The sequence below is a fragment of the Halorubrum sp. CGM5_25_10-8B genome (assembly GCF_005435095.1).
In the GTDB taxonomy this organism is placed as follows: Archaea; Halobacteriota; Halobacteria; order Halobacteriales; family Haloferacaceae; genus Halorubrum; species Halorubrum ezzemoulense.
Genome location: NZ_SGTY01000020.1, coordinates 33366 through 48020, shown reverse-complemented (window position 1 = coordinate 48020; position 14655 = coordinate 33366). Strand labels below are relative to the sequence as shown.

At 68.0% G+C, this 14655-nt stretch carries 13 protein-coding genes, 1 tRNA gene and 1 pseudogene; 6 read left to right on the top strand and 9 right to left on the bottom strand.

The features are described from left to right. Window positions 1-2456, top strand: a pseudogene (locus EXE51_RS15155) (hypothetical protein); the annotation flags it as partial. Next, window positions 2456-2764, top strand: a complete 309-nt coding sequence (locus EXE51_RS15150; RefSeq protein WP_137692972.1) for a hypothetical protein — start codon at window positions 2456-2458, stop codon at window positions 2762-2764. The pseudogene EXE51_RS15155 and the gene EXE51_RS15150, both read left to right, overlap by 1 nt. Before the next feature lie 471 nt (window positions 2765-3235). Here the strand turns inward: EXE51_RS15150 and EXE51_RS15145 are convergent, their stop codons facing one another. From EXE51_RS15145 to EXE51_RS15125, 8 genes are all read right to left on the bottom strand, one after another. Then, window positions 3236-4921, bottom strand: coding sequence for a winged helix-turn-helix domain-containing protein (locus EXE51_RS15145; protein ID WP_137692971.1), 1686 nt, complete (start codon window positions 4919-4921; stop codon window positions 3236-3238). Next, a complete protein-coding gene (locus EXE51_RS17585; protein WP_158413903.1) occupies window positions 4900-5076 on the bottom strand; it encodes a hypothetical protein in 177 nt (58 codons plus the stop codon). The genes EXE51_RS15145 and EXE51_RS17585 overlap by 22 nt, the downstream gene beginning before the upstream one ends. After that, window positions 5073-5291, bottom strand: coding sequence for a hypothetical protein (locus EXE51_RS15140; protein ID WP_094494966.1), 219 nt, complete (start codon window positions 5289-5291; stop codon window positions 5073-5075). The genes EXE51_RS17585 and EXE51_RS15140 overlap by 4 nt, the downstream gene beginning before the upstream one ends. Further along, window positions 5281-5418, bottom strand: a complete 138-nt coding sequence (locus EXE51_RS17580; RefSeq protein ID WP_158413902.1) for a hypothetical protein — start codon at window positions 5416-5418, stop codon at window positions 5281-5283. Before EXE51_RS17580 ends, EXE51_RS15140 begins: the two co-directional genes overlap by 11 nt. Next, window positions 5415-5630, bottom strand: coding sequence for a hypothetical protein (locus tag EXE51_RS15135; protein WP_007344517.1), 216 nt, complete (start codon window positions 5628-5630; stop codon window positions 5415-5417). Before EXE51_RS15135 ends, EXE51_RS17580 begins: the two co-directional genes overlap by 4 nt. Before the next feature lie 81 nt (window positions 5631-5711). Beyond that, window positions 5712-5886 (bottom strand) — tRNA-Trp (locus tag EXE51_RS17575). A gap of 118 nt (window positions 5887-6004) precedes the next feature. Continuing rightward, window positions 6005-6229, bottom strand: a complete 225-nt coding sequence (locus tag EXE51_RS15130; RefSeq protein WP_137692970.1) for a DUF5795 family protein — start codon at window positions 6227-6229, stop codon at window positions 6005-6007. A 109-nt stretch (window positions 6230-6338) separates the two neighbouring features. After that, window positions 6339-7355, bottom strand: coding sequence for a DUF5794 domain-containing protein (locus EXE51_RS15125; RefSeq protein WP_137692969.1), 1017 nt, complete (start codon window positions 7353-7355; stop codon window positions 6339-6341). A gap of 525 nt (window positions 7356-7880) precedes the next feature. Here EXE51_RS15125 and guaB point away from each other — a divergent pair. The 3 genes from guaB (at window position 7881) to EXE51_RS15105 (ending at window position 12194) form a co-directional block, all read left to right on the top strand. Continuing rightward, the gene (gene guaB, locus EXE51_RS15115) at window positions 7881-9368 is read left to right on the top strand and encodes an IMP dehydrogenase (protein ID WP_049929940.1); all 1488 of its coding nucleotides are present in this window, start codon (window positions 7881-7883) and stop codon (window positions 9366-9368) included. 201 nt (window positions 9369-9569) lie between these two features. Continuing rightward, on the top strand, window positions 9570-10157 hold the full coding sequence (locus tag EXE51_RS15110) for a HalX domain-containing protein (RefSeq protein ID WP_049929939.1): 588 nt from the start codon (window positions 9570-9572) through the stop codon (window positions 10155-10157). 72 nt (window positions 10158-10229) lie between these two features. After that, window positions 10230-12194, top strand: a complete 1965-nt coding sequence (locus tag EXE51_RS15105) for a DEAD/DEAH box helicase (RefSeq protein WP_137692968.1) — start codon at window positions 10230-10232, stop codon at window positions 12192-12194. Between the two features lie 50 nt (window positions 12195-12244). On the opposite strand, the gene EXE51_RS15100 is transcribed toward EXE51_RS15105, so the two are convergent. Beyond that, a complete protein-coding gene (locus EXE51_RS15100; RefSeq protein ID WP_094519554.1) occupies window positions 12245-13306 on the bottom strand; it encodes a phytoene/squalene synthase family protein in 1062 nt (353 codons plus the stop codon). Between the two features lie 177 nt (window positions 13307-13483). Between EXE51_RS15100 and EXE51_RS15095 the strand changes: the two genes are divergently transcribed. Further along, the gene (locus tag EXE51_RS15095; RefSeq protein ID WP_049929935.1) at window positions 13484-14629 is read left to right on the top strand and encodes an acyl-CoA dehydrogenase; all 1146 of its coding nucleotides are present in this window, start codon (window positions 13484-13486) and stop codon (window positions 14627-14629) included. Window positions 14630-14655 lie beyond the last annotated feature (26 nt).

Sequence of the window (14655 nt, the reverse complement as noted above, 5' to 3'; positions counted from 1 at the left end):
CGGTCGGCGGCTCGATCGACTACTCGATCACTTGGGACGATGTCGACGTGACAGAAGATCCAACGGCGACCGTCGCCGGTCAGACTATATCACACTCGGGCACGCTTGGACAGGGAGAGACGGTCACAGAGTCGGTCGATCTCTCGACGGGCTCTCAGTCGCTCGACGTGTCGACAGCGTATGAGGTCGGCGTCGACGCCTCATGGACGGAGGTCACCGCGACAGTAGATCCGTCGGTGACGGTCGGCGGCTCGACCGTCTCTCACTCCGGGATCCTCGGGCCGGGCCAGACGGTCACGGAGTCAGTCGATCTCTCGACGGGCTCACAGTCGGCGGACGTGTCGGTTAGCGGTCCTGTCAACGTCGCCGCGTCGTGGACGGAGGTCACCGCGACGCGCGATCCCGTCGTGGAACTGAACGGTGAGACCGCCTCATACAGCGGAACGCTCGCCGAGGGAGAGACGGCCTCGCTGACGCTACCGAACAGCGCAGTCACTACCGGGAGTAACACGGTCTCGCTCAGTCTCCCCGGCGTCTCAGACGGACCGGGAATGCGAGCCGATCTGAGCTACTCGTTCGAGGAGCTCGACGGGACGCTCGCTCCCGAGGTCGATACGGACGGCGACGGTACGCCCGAGGTATCCTCAGATGGCGTCTTATCAGATGGTGAAACGACTTCGGGGACGATCGACGTGGAGATAGGCGACACGTGGGACGTGGAGGCAACAGGGAACGCTCCAACAGTCTCAGCAAATATCTCACAGCGGGCAACGACGCGCGATCCTGTCGTGGAATTGAACGGCGAAACAGTCGGATACTCTGGGACACTCAACGACGGTGAAACGGTCTCGTTAGACGCTAATGCTTCATGGCTCCGTGAGGGGAGGAATAATATCACGGTAAGCGTCGGAGACGGTTCTTACTCGGGCGCCGGACCGGAGCCGAAAGTCGAGATCGAGTACCGACACGACCTCGAGTCGCCGCGGACTGTTCTCTATGAGTCCGAGGCGCTCTCGGAGCGATACAACGTCACAAAGACGTACACGAACCAGATAGCGGACGCAAAACTCCGAATTCCGCACGCTCGAAACGTATTCTCCATGCGGTCCGTAGAGTACCGGCTCAACGAGACCGGGAGATGGTCCAGCGTCTCTCAGTACGCGACGAACCTCTCGGGAACAACGCTGTCGGTCGACGTGTCGGAGATCGCGGGCAACCCGGTACCGGCGGGAACGACTGTCGAGGTTCGGTCGGCAGCCTCGCGCGTCGACGTTTACGACGGAGAGGTATCGGTCCAGCGAGCGACGCCGGTCGGGTTCGACCTCAACTCGCGGGTAAAGCTCGACTCTTGGAGCTCGGGAAGCTACCTCGAGGTCGGCGAGACCGCTCAGGGCGAGCTTACGTACTACGCGACAAACGAGAGCTATCCCACAGAGAGCGATTATGTCGAGCTGTACTCAGACGGGGAACAGCGCTTCTACGCGCCGAACGCGACGAGTGGCTCGACCCTGACGCTCCAAACGCTGTCGGCGCGCGTCTCGCCGGACCAGAACTCCATGCGGGTCCGCGTTCCGGATGGCGTCAACGCAACGAGCCCGCGGTTCGTCGTCGAGCCGGCGTCGGTGATCGGAGACTCGTGGAGCATCGAGTACGTCGCCGGAACCGACGGCCAATACTACGCGGTCGTCGACGACGACGGCGACCGACTCGGCGGCGCTGAGAAGCCCTCGGAGATTGAGGTCTCCCGCGACGACGTGGGTCTCGTGGAGATCGTCGCGGCGGAACCGCCGACGCCGGGAAGCGATACCGTCGGCGGTGGGGTGTTCGCGACGTTTACCACCGGGAACCTGCCGAGCCTGACAGTCCTGTTCGGCGGGGTTGCTATGCTGTTCGTCGCCGGGACGCGACCGGCGGCCTCGAGGGACGCGATCGACGGACTCGGGGCGAGTCTCGGCGGCCTCGTTGAGCAAGTCCCGCGCGTCGGTCCGGCGCTCGGGAGCGCGCTGGAGTCCGCGGTCTCGAGCGTCGGTAGCGCGCTCGTTAGCGTCGGCGAGAACAGGCTCCTGTCGGGTGCGATCGCGGCGGCGGTCGCGGTCGCGGCGGGACAGGCTGGACTCTACCAGGTCGGCTCGGAGGCCGGCGCGATCCTCGCTGTCGGAGGGATCGCGGTCGGCTCGCTTTACGTCCTCCGAGAGGCCGGCGAGTTTACTACGGCCCGATGGATCGCGATCGTCGCGGTCGCGGGTGTCGTCGCGATTCAAGGGCTCGGAGAGGGAGACCTCCTCGCTCAGTTTGTCAACTCCGACGCGTTCCTAATCGCGGTCCTAATCGGTGGCTACGCCGTGATTCAACTCGTGCGGGAGTACCGGGCGAATAACGACCCGAACGACGACCGGCCGCAGATAGTGATCGGCGGGGCGTTAGACTCGGGCGACGACGAGGGGGGCTCGGACTGATGAGCTGGCTCCTCGAGGCGCTGTCGGCGCTCGGAGCGGGGCAACGTCTCATGATGGGAGCGATGCTCCTCGCGGGAGCGCTCTACCTGTTCAAGGTTGTCAAAGTCGGCCGTCTCGTCGGGAGGGTCCTGTCGTCGGGGGCCGCGTACGGTATCGTGGTCCTGGTCGGCGCCGGGGTCGCGATCGCGCTCGGATGGATCGACCCGAACGTGTCGGCCATGACCTCGCAGTTGTCGACGGCCGTCGACGCGGTCTGGGGCGCCGTCGGCGAGTGGGCGATCGACCAGACGATCGGACGGCTCGGGTAGCCCCACCTAAGGCTATCTGACAAGGTACTTTCTCACGGTCCCGTCCCCCACTATACCGCGTTTTCACCGGCGAGAGGGCGTCCTACGACCGTCCTGTAGGTTCAACGTGCGGAGCGGTGCGGTGCGGCAGGCCGGCGACGTTCTGTCGCCGGCCGTTATTGTTCTCCCCCTTAGGGGCTACACCCGTAGGGTCCCCTGCTAACCTACCCACGCACCGCAGACGCTCTACCGCCTGTTCTCGCGACGCTCGACACCACGAGAGACACGATCCGCAGAAAAGAGTTAAGAACCATTATGTTTTAAAATCCGCTCCGGTCGCGGGCGTAACTGCGGAAGCGGAGCGATCGACGCCGATCGAGCCGCCTGGTCGTCGACGTCGAGGGACAAGAGGAGCGGATCGAGGCGTCAGAGCGCGCGAAAGAACAGAGGCGAAGCTACCGACCGCGGCGAACCGAGGCGCGTCGAGCGCTGTTACTCGACCCAGTCTCGGCGATCGGTCCGCACGCGGACCTCGTCACCTTCCAGGTACTCCTTCTCGAGCGCCGTCGCCAGCTGGTGCGGCTCGAGCGCGAGGTCCTGGAAGTACGCCCACTCCGAACGACGTCCGCGATCTCCGTCGCCGCCGTCGTCCTGGTCGTCGCTGTCCTCCTGGTCGTCGTCACCGACCGCGGACGGATCCTCGCGCTCCTCGCGGCGCTCGCGACGAGCCTCCGCGCGTTCCATCATGTCGTCGACCTGGTCGTCCGGGTAGATCCGGCGGAGGATATCCTCGGCCTCGTCGAGGACGGCGAGGCTCGGGAACACGACCAGCACGGGGTTCCCGACCTTCTCCGCGATCCCGACGTCAACGAGCCGGGAGACGTGGTACCGTACCGTCGAGCGAGCGAGTCCGGTCCGCTCCTCGAGCGTGTCGTACGAGGCTCCCGACTCCGTCGCGACCACGCGGAGGATGTCGTAGACGGCCTGCGTGTTCGCTTTCAGCGCCTCGCGGTGGATCTCCGTCCCAACCGCCTCGTAGCGCTCGCGAAGCTGCTCACGACGACCGCCGGGGTGCTTGTACCGGTACTCCGGGCTCGCCGGTCCCGCCTGATAGTCGTCAGCGATCAGCTCGTCTCGACCGACGCCGGCCCACTCCAAGTGCGCCGAGACGACCGACCGCAGCACCGACATGACCTCGTCCCACTCGTCGACGTGCGGGAGCGCTCCGTCGCCGTCGACGCCGGCGAACGACGCCTCGAGCTTCGGGTGGTGCGCCGGGTCCTCCCGCGGGAACTCAGACCAGCCGGCGGCCTGGTAGCACTTCAACTCGATATCGTAGGAGGTCCGCTCGAACCCGAGGAGGTGCCAGCGGTCGGCGTCGAGGAGCGCCTCCAAGTATCCCTCGCGCTGGCGGCGCTGGTGCGCCTCGATCTCGGACTGGCCGCCGTAGGCGATCAGCTCTCGAGTCTGATCCAGAACCTCGACGACCTGTCGCTTCCATCCGATGTCGAACCGGTGGTGCGCCTCGGCTTTCGTGAGCCGGCGCGAGTCAGCGTTCCGGTCCGCAAGGAGGCGACCGCGGTCGACGTCCAGGACGACCTCGAGGAGGTCGAGCATCCGTCCCTCGACCTCGGCGGCCGTGTCGGCCCACGTCGTCGAACACCGCACGAGCGAACCCTCGTCGTACTGGAGCGTGAGCGGCTCGCCGTCCTTGTAGTTGAGATCCTCGAACTGTGGAATCACCCGGAGCGAGCACGCCTTCCCGGTCTTGTAGAGGTCGCCGTCCTCGTCGCGCTCGCGAAGCGTGAGGTCGTACTTGTAGTACGCCGAGTAGTTGTCGCCCGAGCCGGTACCTGCCTTCCAGCGCGACGACGTGAGCTTCACGACCCACTCTCGTCCGGTCGTCGGCGCGTCGAGCCACGTCAGTTCGTGGTGATCGAGCTCGGCGGCGATCCCGGGCTCCTCGTCGCGATCTTCGACGAGGTCGTACCACAGCTGGTGAACGGCCGAGTAGAGCGCGAGGTCGCGACCCGCGTCGTTGAAGACGGCCTGAACGGCGGCCCCGTGCGCCGCCGGCTGCGGGGCGACCCGGTCCTCGATCCGCGGGTCCGGGAGCGTGCCGATCCCGGCCTCCGGAGTGGTTGGCGTGTCGATGCTCACGCCGAACCACCCCGGCACTTGTAGCAGACGACGTCTTCGCCGGACGTCTTCCCTCCGCACTCGGGACACTCGTAGTCGCCCTTGTCGAGGTCCACGCCGTCGAATTTTTGTTCCACCGCGCACATCTGACAGACGCCGCTCTGGCGCTGCGTGGGGTGTGGGCACCCCGTCATCGGCCACCTCCCGCGTCCGCCTCGACGAGCTCGAGGACGTTCCACCAAGTTACGCCGTGGCAGGAGTGACAGACGTGTTGGAACGAGCCGCTGGAGCGGTCACCGACGATCTCGGTAGTCCGCTTCTTCGACGTCTTCCCGCAGCCCGTACAGCGAGCCGAGAGAAGCGGGCCGACGCGACCCACACCGGGCGCGGTGGCTCGCTCACTCGACATCGTCCACCTCCTCGGTCTCGTCGTCCTCGTGCTTCTCCGCGAGCTCGTCGGGGAGATTCCCGTTCTCCTCCGCGAGCCGGAGCTGTTCCGCGAGGAAACTCGCGTGACCGCGTTCCTCGTCGCTCACGCTGACGCACCCCCGTCGGGTCCCTCGTCGGGACGGTAGTGACGGCCCTCGGACGTGCCGATCTTGAAATCGTCAGGACGGTCGGGACAGCCGACAAGGTGGCCGTACTCGAGGTCGCCGTTGATGCTGCGGGTACACCGCGCGCCGCAGGTGTCGCAGAAGAACTCGCGATCCTTCTCGGCGGTGAAGCTCCCGGAGTAGCCGAGGCTCACGCGCCGACACCTCCGGCTACAGACCTGTTTTTCCTCGAATACCTATTACTAAGGAGTGATACGTTAGAGTGAAGACCGCTATGGGGCCGGAGGGATTTGAACCCCCGATCGACTGATATCTCCGGTGCGCCTCGGAACTCCAGAGGGTCGTCAACGCGACCGATGATCAGTCGGCCGCTCGGTATATCAGTCTGGAGTGTCGTCCCGGGCGCAAGCCTCTGGAGTCAGTCGCCATGCCTGGCTTGGCCACAGCCCCGCGTGATCTCGCATTCGACCGTTGCCGAAACGCGGATAAAGGGGTTTCGATCACGGACGATCCGACGACGCGGCGGCGGCGAGCGAACGCGCGCGACACGGCGGCGATCCGACCGGCGTTACTCTCGGTCGTCGTCGCTCCAGTCGCAGTCTTGGCACTTGTACCCGGTGACGAACTCGGTCACGCTCGGCATGTACCCGACCGAGATGACGTCCCCGCCGCACTCCGGGCAGTCGCGGTCGGCGTCCGTGATCGATTCGGCCTCCAGCACGGACTCTCCTTCGATCAGCTCTGCGAGCTTCTCGGGCGTCACCATCCGCCCCTGAACGACGCGGTTCGACATACCGTCCGTTCGGGGTCGAGTACCTAAACCCCGGCGACACGCGGGGCGATCACGGAGCCGTGCGATCCGGGGCAGACATCGGATATGTCGGTCGCCGGCTACGCCGGGCTTACAGCCACGGCGCGCGGGAGTCGTCGTCGGTGAACGGGTCCGCCCCGTCGTCGTCGGCGTCCCGACTCTCGCCGCCGTTCGCGAGGACGGCGACGTCGTCGTCGACGATCGGGGAGGGCCCCTCAGGCGGCGCGTCGAGCGGCGGTTCGCTCGGCGCTTCCTCCGACTCTTCGTCGGCGTCGGTGGGGTCGGCGTCCGACTCGTCCGCGCCGTCGATGGGACCGTCCGGCGCGTCGTCGTCGGGCGCCTCGTCGTCCTCGGCGGCGCCCTCCTCTCCCTCCGAGTTCGGGTCGTACGCGAACAGGGTCGTCACCGCGAGCACCGCGAGCGCGACGGGCGCCTCCGTCTGCATGAGGTCGAACGGGCCGAGCAGGATCGGCAGCGCGAGCACGCCCAGCGCGACCGCGGAGCCGAACCGGAACCGATCGATGTCGACGCGGCCGCGGAGGTGCGGCGACAGCAGCGCGATTGACAGCGCGAACGCCACGCCCACGGCGGCGGCCGCGGTGCCGTTGACGACGTACTCGGTCGAAGTCCGCAGGGCGAACCCCGACGGCTCGAAGCTCGCGACGAGGCCGAGTCCGATGATCACGCCCGGGCTCGGCAGGTATTCGCCGATTTCCGAGCTAGCGGTCTTCGCGGCGATCGTCAGGATGACAAGCCCGGCGAACCGCTCGAAGACGGGCAGGTTGAGCAGCTCCTGGAGAGTTGGCGCGAGGGCCGCCTCGACGGCGGCGACCGGGATGATCACCGCGCCGATCAGTAGCACGGACGCGACCATCTCCTGACGGGTCCCGTCCATCTCCGCGAGGATCACCGCAGCGGTCGCGGAGCCGCCGAAGATCAGGATACCGGTCTCGACGACGCCGGTGGCCGATCCGAGGACGCCGGCGACGACGAGGGCGGGGAAGATGCCGTCGATGAGCGGCAGGACCATCACGGTCGCGAGCAACTTCGTCGCGCTCCCGACCTGCTGTTCTAATCGCAGGGCGACCGGGTGACGTGACGTGCTCATTTAGGGACGATAGCCCTGACCGTCGGGGTGGCGGTGGGACGCGTGCGACTCGCAGTGGTCCGGGGACCAGCACGCGGAGTCCACGCCGCGGGAGGTCCGACGAGCCCATGTAAAGGGTTTGCGCGGATTGCCGGCTGTGAAGCGGACGCCGAGGTCGGCGTTCGACTGGCCGGCGATACGCGCGTTCACGGGACTGTCGGAGTCCATACCAGATATACGTGTTTCGGTCGCGTTAAAGGTTGTGTGAGACGTGTCCGCATGACACGACGTATTCACGGTGAACGCGCGGCTCCGACGAGGAACCGTCGCCGCTTTCGGGGCTTCTCCGATCATCTCTCGGCTCCGGCTCTCACTCCGGACGCAGAGCGGCTTCGACGGGCCGAACGGACTCAATCGTTCTCGAACCGATCGCGTCTCGGCCGATTGATAACCATGATCATGTATATAATAGGGGTTCGAATGTGAGCAACAACCACGTCCGTGCCGTCTCGCAACGCTTTTCATCGGCCGTTCATGACGGATTATATGGCGACAGATTCTGGCCGATTCTCGGCGAAGCTCGACGTCCCGGAAGCGCTGACGTTCGACGACGTGCTCCTCCGTCCGAAAGAGAGTCGGGTCGAGCCCGACGACGCGGACCTGACGACGCGCGTGTCGAAGCACGTCGAACTCACCGTCCCCGTGCTGTCGGCGGCGATGGACACCGTCACCGAGAGCGACCTCGCGATCGCGATGGCCCGCGAAGGCGGCCTCGGCGTCCTCCACCGCAACATGAGCGCCGAGGAGACGGCCGCCGAGGTCGAGCGCGTCAAGCGCGCGCACGAGCTCGTCATCCGCCGCGAGAACGTCGTCACAGTCTCGCCCGACGACACCGTCCGCGAGGCCGACGAGGTGATGGAGCGGCAGGGCGTCTCCGGCGCGCCGGTCGTCGCCGACGACGACACGGTCCTCGGTATCATCTCCGGAACCGACATCCGGCCCTACCTCGAAGTCGGCGAGGACGACGCCGTCCGCGAGGCGATGACCGACGAGGTGATCACCGCCCCGGACGACGTCGACGCGCGCGAGGCGCTCGAACTGATGTACGACCACAAGATCGAGCGCGTCCCCATCGTCGACGGCGACGAGCGGCTCGTCGGGCTGGTGACGATGCAGGGGATCCTCCAGCGCCGCGAACACGAGGACGCCGCCCGCGACGACCGGGGGCGCCTGCTCGCCGGGGTCGCCGTCGGCCCCTTCGAGGAGGAGCGCGCCGTCGCGGCGGATCAGGCCGGCGTAGACGTCATCTTCATCGACTGCGCGCACGCCCACAACCTCAACGTGCTCGACTCGGCGGAGGCGATCAAAGCGACCGTCGACGCCGACGTGGTCGTCGGCAACGTCGGCACGCGCGAGGCCGCCGAGGCCGCGGTCGACTTCGCCGACGGGCTGAAGGTCGGCATCGGACCGGGCTCTATCTGTACCACGCGCGTCGTCAGCGGCGCGGGCATGCCCCAGATGACCGCGGTCGCGGAGGTCGCGGACGTCGCCGCCGAGCACGACGTGCCCGTGATCGCCGACGGCGGGATCCGGTACTCCGGCGACGCGATCAAAGCGATCGCGGCGGGCGCGGACGCCGTGATGCTCGGCTCGTACTTCGCCGGCACCGACGAGGCCCCCGGCCGCGTCATCACGATGCAGGGGAAGAAGTACAAGCAGTACCGCGGGATGGGGTCGGTCGGTGCGATGAAGTCCGGCGGCGGCGACCGCTACCTCAAAGAGGAGGACGAAGACGAGGAGTTCGTCCCCGAGGGCGTCGAGGCGGCGACCCCGTACAAGGGGAGCCTCGCCTCCGAACTCCACCAGCTCACGGGCGGGATGCGCTCCGGGATGGGGTACGTCGGCGCGGAGACCGTCCCCGACCTCCACGAGCGCGCGGAGTTCGTCCGCGTCTCGACCGCGGGCCAGAGCGAGAGCCACCCGCACGACGTGATGATCACGGACGAGGCGCCCAACTACAGCCCGGACGAGTAACCGGAACCGACCGCCGACCGAGCGCGGTCCCTGTCGGGTCGCGCCCCACCGCGTCGCGCTGCGCCTCGTCGACTCCGGTCGCGTATCGTCTGATCGCGTCCGGCCGAGCGACCGATCAGCGTGGCGCTTCGAAGAGGTATTTTAATATAGCCAGCGGAGAGACGAAACGTGTGAGCGAACACCCCCTCGCTCCCGTCATCCATGAGTGAGCAACCGCCGCTGGTCCTCGTGGTCGAGGACGAACCCGATCTGGCTGACCTGTACGCCGCTTGGCTCGGCGACGAGTACCGTGTCCGGACCGCGTACGGCGGCCGCGAGGCGCTCGACCAACTCGACGAGGTCGACGACGAGGTCGACGCGATCCTCCTCGACCGACGCATGCCGGGTCTCTCCGGCGACGAGGTCCTCACGGCCGTCCGCGAACGGGGCATCGACTGTCGGGTCGCGATGGTCACCGCCGTCGAGCCAGACTTCGACATCCTCGAGATGGGGTTCGACGACTACCTCGTCAAGCCCGTCACGAGCGAGACGCTCCGAGAGACCGTCGAAGGGCTGTTACGGCGTGGCGAGTACGACTCGGAGGTCCAAGAGCTGTTCTCGCTGACCTCCAAGAAGGCGATGCTGGAGTCCGAAAAGAGCGCCAGCGACCTCGCGGACAACGAGGAGTACCAGCGGCTCACCGGTCGGATCGACGAGCTCCGCGAGCGGGCCGACGAGTCGCGCGACGCGGTCGCGACCGACGACGAGGACTACGAGAAGCTGTTCCAAGACTTCGACGCCGACGGGTAGTCGGCGACCGAACGGGTTCGAGAGGGGGCGCCGCGGACTCTTTATCAGCGATCCGGCCGAAGGCGTGTTCGTATGCGCGTCCGGGACCTGCCGCTTTCGTCACGCGTCGTCGACCACTTCGCCGAGCGCGGCGTGCGCGAACTGTACCCGCCGCAGCGCGCGGCGGTCGACGCGGGCGTCTGCGACGGCGCCGATGTCGTCGCGGCGGTGCCGACCGCCTCGGGCAAGACACTCGTCGCACAACTTGCGCTCCTGACCGCCGACGGCCCCGGGCTCTACGTCTGCCCGCTCCGCGCGCTCGCCCGCGAGAAGTACGAGACGTTCGCGGCGCTCCCCGGCGTCGACGTCGGCATCTCCACCGGCGACTTCGACGCGACGGGCGAGGCGCTCGCCGGCAACGACGTGGTCGTCGCCACGAGCGAGAAGGTCGACTCGGCGATCCGCAACGGCGCCTCGTGGGTCGACGCGCTGGCCTGCGTCGTCGTCGACGAGGTCCACCTGCTCGGCGCGACGGGGCGCGGACCGACCCTCGAAGTGACGCTGGCGACGCTCCGACGCCGGAATCCGGACCTCCAGACGGTCGCGCTGTCGGCGACGGTCGACAACCCCGAGGCGATCGCCGACTGGCTCGACGCCGCGCTCGTCGAGTCCGAGTGGCGGCCGGTCGACCTCCGGACCGGCGTCGCCGTCGGCGGCGAGGTCGACTTCGACGACGGCACGAGCCTCTCGGTCGACCTCGACGAGACCGAAATCGACGGCGACGAGGACGCTGACGACGAGAACGATCCGACCGAGGTCACGGCCGCGCTGGTCGCCGACGCGGTCGCGGACGGCGGCCAGTGCCTCGCCTTCGTCCGCTCTCGCCGCGAGGCGGTCGACCTCGCCGAGCGGCTCGCCGAGGACGGCCTCGCCGCGGAGTTGGGGATCGACGAGGCGGCCGCCGCGGCGGCCGAGGAGGCGACCGACGTGGACGGCACGCTCACCGGCCGACAGCTCGCCGACTGCCTGCGGACAGGCGTCGCGTTCCACCACGCCGGGCTCCGGTCGGGTCACCGCGCCGTCGTCGAGTCGGCGTTTCGCGAGCGCGACGTGGCCTGTATCTGCGCCACGCCCACGTTGGCGGCCGGCGTCAACGTGCCCGCGCGCCGCGTCGTCGTCCGCGACCAGCGCCGGTACGGGGAGGGTGGCATGGCGTGGATCCCGACGCTCGAGGTCCACCAGATGTGCGGCCGCGCCGGTCGGCCCGGCCTCGACCCGCACGGGGAGGCGGTCCTCGTCGCCGACGCCGACACTCGAGGGGAGGTTCGCGAGCGCTACGTCGAGGGCGAGCCCGAGGCCGTCGAGTCGCAGCTCGCCGAGCCGGGCGCGCTCCGGACGCACGTGCTCGCGGCGGTCGCGACGGGGTTCGCCGCGACCGAGTCGGAGATCCTCGACGTGTTCGAGGGGACGTTCTACGCGCGGGAGACGGGGGCGGGCGGGCTCGCCGACGCCGTCGCCGTCGCGGTCGACGATCTCGTTGCGGCCGAGATGGTCGCGCGGGAGACGGGCGGGGTCGAGGACTACCGCCTCGTCGCGACGGCGGTCGGCGAGACGACCTCGAAGCAGTACGTCCGCCCGGAGACCGGCGAGCGGATCGTCGCCGGCCTCCGCGCGGCGGCCGACCTGTCCGAGGCGACGACGCTCACCGCCTTCGAGGTGATCTGCGACACGCCGGACATGCAGGACACCTACCTCGGCAACGCCGAGCGGGCCGACATCTACCAGTTCGCCCGGAGCAACGCCGCACAGCTGACGACGGACATGACCGACCCGGACGACTTCGAGGGGTGGCTGGAGTCGGTGAAGACCGCCCGCATCCTAGACGAGTGGATCGGGGGCGCGACCGTCGAGGAGCTGGTCGAGCGGTACCGGATCGGTCCGGGCGACCTCGACTCCCGTGTCGAGCGCGCGGAGTGGCTGCTGAGCGCGGCCGAGGCGCTCGGGGAGACGACGGGCGTGCGCGTTCCCGCGGTGTCCCGGGCGCGGTCGCGGCTGTGAGCGACGAGGGATGCCGGGGAAAAACGAAAGCGGCGGCGACGCGCGGCGGCTCAGTCCGCCGAGCCGACCGCGCGGTGGAACGGCGTCCGGGCGATGGTCTGGCGCAGTTCCGCGAGCGAGTCGCGGCCGACGTCGCTCGCCGCGGACATCACCGCGAACACCTCCTGTCTGGACACCTTCACGCCGGTCTCGGTGAGCGCGTCTTCCGGGCGGCTCCCGAGCTCTCGGAGGGTACCGACCGCGAGCAGGTACGGGACCGTCCACGCCTCCATCGTGTTCCCGTTCGACAGCGGCATCGTCTCCAGGTACGCCTGCGCGTCGTCGAGGAACGAGCGGGCGTAGTCCGCGGTCCGGCCGACGACCCGCGCGGACGACTCGCGGTTCTCGGGGTGGACAACGCGCTCCTGCTCGACGCCCTCGGCCTCGAGCCACTCGGCAGGGAGGTAGACGTTGTTCTCCTCGGTGTAGTCGTCGTAGACGTCCTTCGAGACGTTGACGAGCTGGAGGAGGAGGCCGAACTCCTCGGCGGTCTCCCGCAGTCGCGTCGCGCGCTCCTCGGTGAGGTCGCCGCGGGTGAGCAGGTTCGTGATGAGGTTGCCGACGGTGCCGGCCGCGTAGTAGCAGTACTGTTCCAACTCGTCGCGGTCGTCGATGCGGAGTCCGCCCTCGGTCGCGTGACGCTCGACGAACATCGCCATCCCGTCGACCATCTCCAACACCGGCGGGACGATGGCATCCTGGGCCTCCGGGTCGAGCTCTTCGAACGTCGCAGCGATCGTGGGCGCCTCGGCGACGACGGTCCAGTCGTCGTCGCGCTCCGCGGGCAGCCACTCGTCGACCGACGCGCGGAACGCCGCGATGTCCGTCTCGTCGTCCGGATCGATCGATCGCCGGTACGTCCGCAACACGTCGCTCTGGGCGTCCGGCGGGATATGACCCGCGTCCTCGACCGTGTCGGCGACGCGGCAGAGGAGGTAGCCGACGCAGATCTGCGACGCCATCGGCTCCTCTAACACGTCGACAGTCAGCGCGAAGGTCCGCGAGACCCCCTGGACCGCCTCGTGACACCACTCGAGGTCGGCCTCGCCGGGGCCGTGTTCTCGTCCGCTCATTCAGTTGCCGGTATTTACGGCACAACGCATAAAAACCCTCGTGGAACGTCCGCCGGGCGTCGACCGCGGGACGGGCGGCCGAAATCGCACGACTCGACTCCCGTCAGCTCCGACGAACCGACGACCCGTGTACAATCGTGTGGAAACGGCTAAGTCCGCCCGGCCAAAGGCTCGGGTATGGAGTTCACGCTCACCGAAGAGCAGCGTCAGATACGCGACACCGTCGCGGAGTTCGTCGACGAGGAGGTCGTTCCGCGCGCGGCCGAGATCGACGAGACCGACGAGTTCCCCGCCGACCTGGTCGAGAAGATGGCCGACCTCGGTCTCATGGGCATGCCGTTCCCGGTGGAGTACGAGGGCGCGGGCCTCGACTACCACAGCTACGCGATCGGGCTCGAAGAGATCTCCCGCGGCTCCGGCGGGCTCGGGACGGTCGTCGCCGCCCACACCTCGCTGGCCGGCAACATGCTCTACGAGTTCGGCGACGAGGCCCAGAAGCAGGAGTACCTCACCGCGTTAAACACCGCCGAGGACATCGGCGCGTTCGCCCTCTCGGAGGCGGAGGCCGGCTCCGACGTGCCGGCGATGTCGACCACCGCGGAACGCGACGGCGACGGCTACGTCGTGAACGGCGGCAAGCTCTGGATCTCGAACGGCTCCGTCGCTGACACGGTCACCCTGTTCGCCAAGACCGACCCCGACGCCGGCCGGAACGGCATCTCCTCGTTCGTCGTGCGCCCCGAGGAGGACGACGGGTTCATCGTCGAGGGGACGGAGGACAAGCTCGGCGACAAGGGATGTCCGACCGCGGAGCTCCGGTTCGACGACATGTGGATCCCCGAGGACCGGCTGCTCGGCGAGGAGGGCGACGGGTTCGTCCACGCGCTGAAGACGCTCAACGGCGGGCGCATCACCATCGCGGCCCGGTCGGTCGGGATCGCGCGCGCGGCACTTAACGAGGCGAAATCCTACGCCCAACAGCGCGAACAGTTCGACCGCCCCATTTCCGACTTCCAGGCGATCCAGCACAAGCTCGCCGACATGGACACGAAGGCGCGCGCGGCGGAGCTGCTGATGCACGAGGCGGCTGACCTGAAGATGCGCGACGAGGACTACATCAAGGAGGCCGCGCAGGCGAAGCTGTACGCCTCGGAGATCGCCCGGGAGGTCGCCAACGAGGGCATCCAGATCCACGGCGGCTACGGCTACACCAAGGACTTCCCCGCGGAGCGGTTCTACCGCGACGCCAAGCTCTCGGAGATATACGAGGGAACGAGCGAAGTTCTCCGCAACACGATCGCACAACAGCTCCTCGACGAGTGAGCGGGCGGGGCCGCGCGGGCCACGCC

Excerpts from the sequence above, each read along its gene's own strand:
- EXE51_RS15105 (WP_137692968.1), top strand. The coding sequence starts at position 10,230 with ATGCGCGTCCGGGACCTGCCGCTTTCGTCACGCGTCGTCGACCACTTC.
- EXE51_RS15100 (WP_094519554.1), bottom strand. The coding sequence starts at position 13,306 with ATGAGCGGACGAGAACACGGCCCCGGCGAGGCCGACCTCGAGTGGTGT.
- EXE51_RS17585 (WP_158413903.1), bottom strand. The coding sequence starts at position 5,076 with ATGACGGGGTGCCCACACCCCACGCAGCGCCAGAGCGGCGTCTGTCAG.
- EXE51_RS15125 (WP_137692969.1), bottom strand. The coding sequence starts at position 7,355 with ATGAGCACGTCACGTCACCCGGTCGCCCTGCGATTAGAACAGCAGGTC.
- guaB (WP_049929940.1), top strand. The coding sequence starts at position 7,881 with ATGGCGACAGATTCTGGCCGATTCTCGGCGAAGCTCGACGTCCCGGAA.
- EXE51_RS15130 (WP_137692970.1), bottom strand. The coding sequence starts at position 6,229 with ATGTCGAACCGCGTCGTTCAGGGGCGGATGGTGACGCCCGAGAAGCTC.
- EXE51_RS15110 (WP_049929939.1), top strand. The coding sequence starts at position 9,570 with ATGAGTGAGCAACCGCCGCTGGTCCTCGTGGTCGAGGACGAACCCGAT.
- EXE51_RS15140 (WP_094494966.1), bottom strand. The coding sequence starts at position 5,291 with ATGTCGAGTGAGCGAGCCACCGCGCCCGGTGTGGGTCGCGTCGGCCCG.
- EXE51_RS15095 (WP_049929935.1), top strand. The coding sequence starts at position 13,484 with ATGGAGTTCACGCTCACCGAAGAGCAGCGTCAGATACGCGACACCGTC.
- EXE51_RS15150 (WP_137692972.1), top strand. The coding sequence starts at position 2,456 with ATGAGCTGGCTCCTCGAGGCGCTGTCGGCGCTCGGAGCGGGGCAACGT.